6 protein-coding genes and 1 tRNA gene are annotated in these 9,098 nt (G+C 60.8%); 4 read left to right on the top strand and 3 right to left on the bottom strand.

What is annotated here, in order from left to right; all coding sequences use genetic code 11:
* Positions 1-1,874: 1,874 nt before the first annotated feature.
* Positions 1,875-1,948: transfer RNA gene (locus tag ATN37_RS08080), tRNA-Gly, on the bottom strand.
* A 305-nt stretch (positions 1,949-2,253) separates the two neighbouring features.
* Between ATN37_RS08080 and dcd the strand changes: the two genes are divergently transcribed.
* The 3 genes from dcd (at position 2,254) to ATN37_RS08065 (ending at position 4,985) form a co-directional block, all read left to right on the top strand.
* The gene (gene dcd / locus ATN37_RS08075; RefSeq protein WP_003943702.1) at positions 2,254-2,823 is read left to right on the top strand and encodes a dCTP deaminase; all 570 of its coding nucleotides are present in this window, start codon (positions 2,254-2,256) and stop codon (positions 2,821-2,823) included.
* Between the two features lie 25 nt (positions 2,824-2,848).
* Complete coding sequence (locus tag ATN37_RS08070; protein ID WP_042452329.1) at positions 2,849-3,133, top strand: hypothetical protein; 285 nt, start codon at positions 2,849-2,851, stop codon at positions 3,131-3,133.
* 328 nt (positions 3,134-3,461) lie between these two features.
* Positions 3,462-4,985 carry a hypothetical protein gene (locus ATN37_RS08065; protein WP_047269032.1) on the top strand — a complete coding sequence of 508 codons (1,524 nt, stop codon included), beginning with the start codon at positions 3,462-3,464 and terminating at the stop codon, positions 4,983-4,985.
* Between the two features lie 3 nt (positions 4,986-4,988).
* Here the strand turns inward: ATN37_RS08065 and ATN37_RS08060 are convergent, their stop codons facing one another.
* Together ATN37_RS08060 and ATN37_RS08055 are read right to left on the bottom strand one after the other, a co-directional pair.
* Complete coding sequence (locus ATN37_RS08060; protein ID WP_007726535.1) at positions 4,989-5,741, bottom strand: IclR family transcriptional regulator; 753 nt, start codon at positions 5,739-5,741, stop codon at positions 4,989-4,991.
* Positions 5,741-7,252, bottom strand: a complete 1,512-nt coding sequence (locus ATN37_RS08055; RefSeq protein WP_007726536.1) for an APC family permease — start codon at positions 7,250-7,252, stop codon at positions 5,741-5,743. The genes ATN37_RS08060 and ATN37_RS08055 overlap by 1 nt, the downstream gene beginning before the upstream one ends.
* A gap of 238 nt (positions 7,253-7,490) precedes the next feature.
* Between ATN37_RS08055 and ATN37_RS08050 the strand changes: the two genes are divergently transcribed.
* Positions 7,491-9,071, top strand: coding sequence for an FAD-dependent oxidoreductase (locus ATN37_RS08050; RefSeq protein WP_007726538.1), 1,581 nt, complete (start codon positions 7,491-7,493; stop codon positions 9,069-9,071).
* The last annotated feature ends 27 nt before the right edge of the window (positions 9,072-9,098 follow it).

The raw sequence follows: 9,098 nt of genomic DNA, 5'->3' as shown, positions 1-9,098 counted from the left end.
CGGTGTGTCACAGGGTTGGTCCTTCTTGGTCGAGAACGGCTATTTCGCAATTCCCATTCTCGCGCCGAGGACCAGCCCGTCTACTTCAGTCCCGCGTCAGCAACGTCCGTACCCGCAACAACTAGACAGCATCTACCGCACATACCGCAGGAAACCGCTCCCATTCGTCGAAGCCGCACTTAGACGCGCAGGTCGAGGAAGCTTCTCACAAGCAGGAATTGAACGATTCGCCGACTACATTTCAAGAGGAGACCGACCGATTCTCACCACATAGCGGCCGCTCGTGATGAGGCCGAAGACCGAAGCGCTTCCACCGGCTACCTGTTCGACGACCTAAATTGGTCAGTGCCAACTAGGTACAGGTCCATCGTGGTCAACATCAACATCAAGAGACAGCGCCCGCCCGCGTCCGAGATCGGTAGCTTGCCTCACCGTGGCAAGGGCACTCGAGCCAGCAGACGTATTCGATCAAACGGAGTTGAGGAGGCTGATTCAGCAGATGCACATTAATCGACCTCTGTGTGAATTCTGCTCACGGTGCACACTCGCGTGATCAAACCAGTCGGCGCTGTGACATTCGGTTGCTGATCCTATTCGGGGCGGCCTCGACCGACTATTTGAGACCTGTCAAACATAAGCTCCCCTTCCTGGCCAGGTAGGGGAGCTTATGTTTGTGACCACCGCACGATCCACGCATCTGCTGATATGCAGGTTTCAGGCAGAGCTGAAAATGTCATCCACATGCGGTCGGCCGATCTTCTCTACAAGTCGGGAGCGGTTAGTGGCCCTGCGCCTTCTAATGAGAAGGGGATCGTGGAACCGTTCGCCATCGCCACGATCATGTTGACGATAACAAAGAGGACGTTATCCATTTGAATTCACCTCCTCGCTCCGTCTAGGGCCCGGCAAGATTCGCTACTGCATACAGGGCAGATGTCCTGCTGTCGAAATTGGGACCTGCAATGTAAGCGGGCGAGCCTGGACCGAATGAGGTGACTGTCCTGATATATCCGAGGCGATTCGAGGAGTTGTAGTCCACCAACCAAGGTCCACCAGAAGCACCTGCGCCAAAGTTGCCCGGTTTGGGAGTTGCGTGAGAAGCCGTAGCTCCGAACGTCATAACCAGGGAAGGCGCTGCGATGCTTGCGGGGAATAAGGTTTCGACTCTGGACACTTACGGCCTTCTATCGAATTGGGGCCAATCTGCCGGTTTCTAAAGATCGTCGGGAAGGTAGCACGACGCTAATGTGACAGTCCTCGAAACTGGGGTATTTCTTCGAGCTTTATCCGGCTCTCCGGATCCGTGCAGAGCGATGGTCGTACATTGGCACTTACGGTTAGGGCGTCCGATACTGAGGAAGAATACGTACTTGATTCATTTCGAAGGTGATTTTTGACGAACTTGGGTATTTTCACAGTTGTGATTGTGAGAAGATCTGCATTCTTGCATGAGTTGTGGTCCCCGGTGTCCGGGTGCGCTACGGCAGATCGGTTTCAAAAACTTCAACTGATAAGCGCGCGGAGTCCGAGCGGAGACAGTTTCCAACCCCATCGGTTGGTAGTCGCGCTCGAATCACTGATGGACGGCAAACGAACCGAGGTACCGGCGACCATCGGCTTCGAGGTCGACAGCACTCTCCTGACAGTGCGCGCAATGGACACCGATTCAGGCCGGGGGACGACCAGTCGGACTGCATCGATGAACTGCAGAATTCCGAGACGCGGTCCTCTAGCACCCCCATTTTCGTTGGATTCACATTGACTGATCACTGAATGGAGGGGGTTGTGTACCTGCCGTGTACCTGTCACAGGATTGGGTCCCAAACAAGCGAAGTTCGACTGCCCCAAAAGGGCTCTGAACTGCGGAGAATCTGTGGAGCCGATGACGGGAATCGAACCCGCGTATTCAGCTTGGGAAGCTGATGTTCTACCATTGAACTACATCGGCGTCGCAGCCGACCGGACGTGTTTTCACCGCCGATCAACGTGCTTTCCGAACATTATCAGACGAGCTTTCAAGCAGCGGTGTCCCCGGCCGCCATTGATCAACACAGGCGTGTCGAAGTCGGCGCCTTCGGTAAATGATTTGCCCAAAATTTGTGCGCAGGAACACCTTTCGGGATGGAGAACTTGAGATAGGTGAGGCTGGGCTCTCCCGTGGGAGTCCAGAACCCGCGCATCGTGTTCGGTAACCACAGTGTGATCGCCCCGGCGATGGGCCGGCACTGCCCGCAGAACCGGTAGCCTCTACCTGTGCTGCTCTCCGATCGTGACATCCGTGCCGAAATCTCCGTTGGACGTCTGGGTATCGACCCTTTCGACGACTCCATGGTGCAACCGTCGAGCGTCGACGTGCGCCTGGACGGTCTGTTTCGGGTTTTCAACAACACGCGGTACACGCACATCGACCCGGCACTTCGCCAGGACGAGTTGACCAGCCTGGTCGAACCGGCAGAGGGCGAGCCGTTTGTGCTTCATCCCGGCGAGTTCGTTCTCGGTTCGACTCTCGAAGTGTGCTCACTGCCGAACGACCTCGCCGGCCGTCTCGAAGGTAAGTCGAGCCTCGGGCGCCTGGGCCTTTTGACGCACTCCACCGCCGGTTTCATCGACCCGGGTTTCAGCGGCCACATCACACTGGAGCTGTCCAACGTCGCAAACCTGCCGATCACGCTCTGGCCGGGAATGAAGATCGGACAGCTCTGCCTGCTCAAGCTCTCGAGCGCTGCAGAGTTCCCCTACGGAAGCTCCGAGGCCGGATCCAAATACCAGGGCCAGCGCGGCCCGACACCGTCGAAGGCGTACCTGAACTTCAACCGCGGCTGAACGAACGAACTTCGGGGGGAGTCGCATGATCGGAATTTTCTACGGTCTGGTTTTCATGAACTTGTTGTTCGTGACCAGCACCGTGTGTTTGATGAAGCCGTCCAAAGCCAGTGTTGTTGTGACCGTCTGTGCAGGGGTGGCGTGGCTGTTCTTCAATGGACCGCTGGAAGGTCAGGTCTTGTGGTCGTTGAACAGAGAACACGGTCTGACGGTCTCGGATCTGATGTCGCTTGTTGCCTTCGGCATCGCCGCTCGTGGTTGGAATCAGGTTCGCAAAGCCCGTGAAACTGTCGACGCAGATCGTTTCTGACCTGCGCGCTCACCTGGATTGACCGCCACGATTCGGACAGATGTTTCGACCTGGAGCACAACAGTCGTCGAATCGGGCACAATTACTGGTTATGTGGTGGATTGTCGGAGGCGTACTACTCGTATGGGTCGTGTGTTCCATTCCGATTGCCATCCTGGTGGGGCGGGGTATCGCGCGTCGGGACCGCGCGGAATTCGACGGGCGAAATCAACAGTGGGCCGACGAGGTTGTCAGGTCGATCGAGAAGCAATCGGAGCAGGACAATGCCGATCGGCGTAAGCCACCACTGATAAGCTGACCAGCTGGACTTTTCCGGAGGTGAGTGGGCATGGAACTTCCATCCGATACTCCCGACGACGTCGTGGCCGCGGCCGCCGGCGGACCAAGGGTTCCGCAGTTCGATCCCACAGTGGGGATTCCGGTAGTTCCGCCAGGGGGAGATGCTCCCCACCGGTTGGTGGTCATCGGCGATTCGCTGTCTCAGGGATTCCAGAGCGGGGCGATCTTCAATACCGATCTGTCGTATCCGGCGATCATTGCTTACCAGCTGGGCCGGCTCGACCAGTTCCGCTTTCCCCGTTACGGCGGCCCGGGCGGGCTTCCGCTCAACATCGAACTGTTGCTCCGCACCCTCGAGGAGCGCTTCGGCCCACGGCTCGACCTCTGGGAGGTGCCGCTCGCACTCTTTGCTGCGCGCGCGTTCATGGATCAGGTAGAGGACTATTGGGAACGCGGACCGGGCAGCGAAGCGCCGACATTCTCGACAATCAACCACAACCTCTCGGTGTACGGGTGGGATCTTCGTGACGCTCTGACCAAGACGGCGCAGGGCTGCGAGGATGCTCTTCACCAACCGCACGACGATTTGATCAGCCAGATCGTCGAGAACAACGGCGAGCGCGCCGCACTGCGAGTTCTGCCGCGAGGCTCCGACGCCGAGAAGCGTATGACCGCGTTCGACGCAGCAGCGGAGTTGGGCAAGGAAGGCATCGAAACTCTGATCGTCTTCCTCGGTGCCAACAACGCGCTCCGCACCGTCACCGAACTTCGAGTCGAGTGGAGCGGCAACAACTTCCGTGATCCGGGCGGCAAGCGCGACTACACGGTGTGGCGGCCTGAGCACTTCGCGTCGGAGTACGCCGAGGTGCTGGCCGCGATCCGCAAGATCAACGCCCAGCACGTCATCCTCTGCACCGTCCCACACGTGACCATCGCACCGATCGCCCACGGGCTCGGGGGGAAGATCGAAATCGGATCCCGCTACTTCCCGTACTACGCACGACCGTGGGTGCGCGACACCGACTTCGACCCACAACGCGATCAGCACATCACCGGCGCGCAGGCGTGGGCCGTCGACACCGCAATCGACATGTACAACGACGGAATCGAGCAAGCCGTCGCGAATGCCCGTCGGGTGGGGAAGGACTGGTACCTCTGCGATATTGCCGGGTTGCTCGAGCGCGTGGCCTCACGGCGCTACGTCACCGACGTCAATGCGCGGCCGTCATGGTGGACGCCGTACCCCCTTCCCAAGGCGCTGACCGACTTGCAACCCGTGCCGGACTCGCTGTTCCTCTCCGCCGACGGTCGCGGCGGCCGCGCTTCGGGCGGCCTCTTCTCGCTCGACGGCGTTCATCCCACGACAGTCGCGTACGGGGTGATGGCGCAAGAACTGGCGAACATCATGGTCACGGCAGGGGTCCAGTTCGACCGCGCTCAGATCGATTTCGACCGACTCGTCCGACGCGACACCTTGGTGCGCACTCCGCCGCAGAATCTCGATTCCACGCTCGGCGTCATCGGCTGGGCCGACGAGCATCTCGGCTTTGCCAAACGTGTGTTCGGCCTCTGACTTTCAGCTTGCCTTCGACATCGTCGGTGCAACGATGCGTTCCGCGTACTCCCGCAGCAGTGCCACCAGGTCTGCGTCGTCGACGGAAAGTCTGCCGGTCGGACCTATCGCAGCCAAGGCGCCGACGACACACCTTTCCGCGTCGTGGATCGGGACGGCGACGGCGGAGCGTCCGACACGAATCTCGTCGACCTCACGGGCGGCCTCACCGCGCCGGATCCGCGAGAGCTCGAGTTCCAACGCGTCGCCGTCAGTGATGGTGTGTGCGGTGACCTTTCGCAGTGGGGCCTCGGCCAATTCGGGTCGGTTGGCGAGGAGCAGCTTCCCGATAGCCGACGCGTGAACGGCTGTGACCAGTGTCCGTTCACCACTGAGTTCGTGGTCGGGATCGCGATCGACGAGCCGAATTCTGTTTTCTGCAAACGACGCGAGGTAGACGCCGAACCGTAGCTGTTCGCGGAGTTCTTCGAGGAGCACCGAATTGTCGATGGGTGTGGGTTCGGCGGCAGCCCCGGCTAATTCACGGGTGCGTCGGCCTAGTGCGAAGCCGGAGAGGTCGGCGATCCGAACCAGGTAACCGTCGGCGACAAGGATGTTGAGTAACCGATACGCAGTGGCAGGTGGGATGTCGGCCAGGGCGGCAATGTCCTTGGCGGTGGCTCCCGATCCGAGCCTGGCCGCCGACTCGAGGAGGGCAAGGGCGCGCTGAACCGCTCGGGGTTCGTGCCCACCGAGGTCGCGTGGTCGGCCCACCATCAGCGGGCGCCGGCAGTCGGCTCGCCCACCAGCACGATGTTTCCGGCTGCGTCGGTGGCGAACACCCCAGCTCCTGGTAGTACGTCCTCGGTTTCGGGACTGTCGAAAGCTCCGACGTGCAGCAGACTTTTGGGGCTTCGGCGTCGCAGGTAGAACTGCCAGAGTGTGCCCGAAGTCAGGATCACGAGCACGGCGATCGGTGCAACGTACGCGTGGTCGATCGTGTTGGCATAAACCAGGTAACCGAGGACTATCGCTCCGGCACCACTGCCACACGACGCGGCCGCGAGAACGCCGGGAGTGTGCTCGCCGATCCGTGTCAGGAAGACAACGGATGCGATAGCCGTCAGTGCATAGGCCACGATGACGGCGCCGCGAACAGTCAGTCGAACGTCGTCGAAGATTTCTCCGCGCCCGAGAACGGCAAAGGTTCCGCCGCCCAGCAGGACGGTGCAGACCACGGTAGTCAATGCGAAGTAGGGCGTACGGAAGGCACTGTGAACCGAGGCGAACCGGCGGGGGAGTAGGCGCTCGACACCGAACGAATAGACCAGGCGTGACGCAGCATTGGACGACGCCATCGAGGACGCCAGCCACGAGCACCCCAGACCGACGTTGAGCGCGATCACGACACCGGGGCTCACGCCCGTCGCCGTTCCGTGGAGATAGGCGTTGACGAGGGTGTCACTGCGCCCGGACCAAGCGGCCCAGCCCGCGAAGATGAAGAGCGATCCACAGATGATCGGAGTGAGAAGGACTGTGCGGGTGACGGTTACCAGCGGACGACGGGCCTCGGGGCCGAAGAAGGCCGCGCTCTCGAATCCGGCGAGAGCGAACACGGCAGCCAGGGCGGTGAGTAACAACCCGTGGCCGGAGGTGGGTGGAACGATCTGTGCTTGTTGACTTCCGGAACCGCCCAGGATCATGAGCCCGACGATGAACAGAAGTGAACAGCTTTCGACGACGAGGATCGCGAGCGCGGCAAATCTGACACTTCGCACGAGAGCGCCGAGAATCAGCAAGGCTATCCCCAGATAGAGCGCGATGACGTGAAAAGTCTTGTCCACGTGCACACCCGCGAAGCCGAGCAATGCGATTGCGGCCTGTCCGCCGTGATAGAGCGTCATCACCGCGCTGCCGACGTACTTGACCAGCATGGCGATGCCGGTGGTCAATGCTGCCCGGGTGCCCAGGCCACGAAAGACGAAGCTGTGCAGTCCGCCCGACGCCGCCATTCGGCGAGTGAACTGCGAAACGCAGAAGGCTATGAGCGTCACCAGCACGGTGGCGGAGATGATGGTGATCATCCCGCTCAACAACCGGCCGTGTGTCAGCATGGTGACGGGCAGAACCACCATCGACACAGCGGGAGCAGTGGTCGCTACCGACTGGGCCAGCACCTCGGCACCGGAGAGTTGCCGACGGCCCAACGCCCGCAGCGGTGATCGCGCCGGGGGCTGCTTCTCGCGCGTGGTGAAGGACCGCGCGATGGCTTCGGTGAGAGCGGACATGTCGCGTCACGCTAGTCCGGTTCTGTAACGCCGATATTGCGGACATGCTTCCGCTGATCGCACTCGGGTGAGAGAGCAAGATGCGAACGCTCGCACGTTTCTCACTCGGTCCCCACCGACTGTTTCCTGCGCGTCAAGTTCCGGACCCAACGCTCCTGAAGTCTGTGTTCAACACCAACCACCCGGGTCACCGGGAGCACACTGGGGAGCTCGAATGCCATACACACGTAGATCTTTCATGCGCAGCCTGGGAATCACCGGCGGCGCCGGCCTGGCACTCGGTGCTATGTCGTCCATCGGCCTGGCGCCGGCAGTGGCGTCGACGCCGAGGCGATTTCAGGCACCTGCTGCGGGTGACCTGATCGGAAAGGTCAAGGGAAATCACTCCGTCGTGATCCTCGGCGGCGGACCGTCCGGGCTGTGCTCTGCCTACGAACTGCAGAAGGCCGGATACAAGGTCACCGTCCTCGAAGCACGCAACCGCCCGGGTGGTCGGGTGTGGTCGATCCGCAACGGCACCGAAGAAACCGACCTGAACGGTGAGACACAGACCTGTTCGTTCTCCGAGGGGCACTTCTACAACCTCGGTGCGACGCGTATTCCGCAAAATCACAACACCATCGACTACTGCCGCGAACTGGGCGTCGAACTGCAGATGTTCGGAAACCAGAATGCGAACACCTTCGTCAACTACACCGGCAACAAGCCGCTGGCGAATCAGTCGATCACCTACCGAGCAGCCAAAGCCGACACCTACGGATACATGTCCGAGCTGCTGCAGAAGGCCACCAATCAGGGCGCTCTCGACCAGGTCTTGAGCAAGGAAGACAAAGAAGCACTCTCGTCCTTCCTCACCGACTTCGGCGATCTCTCCAGCGACGGCCGCTATGTCGGATCCTCGCGTCGAGGGCACTCCGCGGAGCCGGGCGCCGGCCTCAACTTCGGAACCGAGATCGAACCATTCGGGATGAGCGATGTCATCCAGGGCGGCATCGGGCGTGCATTCTCCTTCGAGTTCGGTTACGACCAGGCCATGACGATGATGACCCCCGTCGGTGGCATGGACCGGATCTACTACAAGTTCCAGGACGCGATCGGGATGGACAACATCGAGTTCGGCGCCGAGGTCAGCGGCATGAAGAACGTGCCGGAAGGCGTCACCGTCGACTACGTCGTCGACGGCAAATCCAAGTCGATCACCGCCGACTACGCAATCTGCACGATCCCACCGCACCTGATCAAGCGGCTGAACAACAACCTGCCCTCCGACATCCTGCTCGCGTTGGATGCAGCCAAGCCGTCGTCGTCGGGCAAGCTCGGTATCGAATACTCGCGTCGGTGGTGGGAGACCGAGGACCGCATCTACGGCGGCGCGTCCAACACCGACCGCGACATCTCCCAGATCATGTTCCCCTACGACCACTACAACTCCGACCGCGGCGTCGTCGTCGCGTACTACAGCTCGGGTAAGCGTCAACAGGCTTTCGAATCGCTCACCCACCGTCAGCGGCTGGCAAAGGCCATCGCCGAAGGCGCAGAAATCCACGGCGACAAATACACTCGCGACATCTCGTCGTCCTTCTCCGGAAGCTGGCGTCGCACCAAGTATTCGGAATCCGCCTGGGCATCATGGGCCGGCGCGGGAGATTCCCACGGCGGCATGGCAACTCCCGAGTACACCAAGCTGCTCGAACCCGTCGACCGGATCTACTTCGCCGGCGATCACCTCTCCAATGCCATCGCCTGGCAGCACGGGGCCTTCACGTCCGCGCAGGACGTCGTGACCCACCTGCATCAGCGTGTTGCGCAAACTGCCTGACGTGCTTCGTTTTCCATCACTTTCTCT

The sequence above is a fragment of the Rhodococcus sp. MH15 genome (assembly GCF_019266045.1).
GTDB lineage: Bacteria > Actinomycetota > Actinomycetes > Mycobacteriales > Mycobacteriaceae > Rhodococcus_F > Rhodococcus_F qingshengii.
This window is presented reverse-complemented; position numbering and strand designations above follow the sequence as displayed.

Coding starts and splice junctions, on each gene's coding strand:
- ATN37_RS08070 (WP_042452329.1), top strand. CDS start 2,849: ATGATCGGAATTTTCTACGGTCTGGTTTTCATGAACTTGTTGTTCGTG.
- ATN37_RS08050 (WP_007726538.1), top strand. CDS start 7,491: ATGCGCAGCCTGGGAATCACCGGCGGCGCCGGCCTGGCACTCGGTGCT.
- ATN37_RS08055 (WP_007726536.1), bottom strand. CDS start 7,252: ATGTCCGCTCTCACCGAAGCCATCGCGCGGTCCTTCACCACGCGCGAG.
- ATN37_RS08060 (WP_007726535.1), bottom strand. CDS start 5,741: ATGGTGGGCCGACCACGCGACCTCGGTGGGCACGAACCCCGAGCGGTT.
- ATN37_RS08065 (WP_047269032.1), top strand. CDS start 3,462: ATGGAACTTCCATCCGATACTCCCGACGACGTCGTGGCCGCGGCCGCC.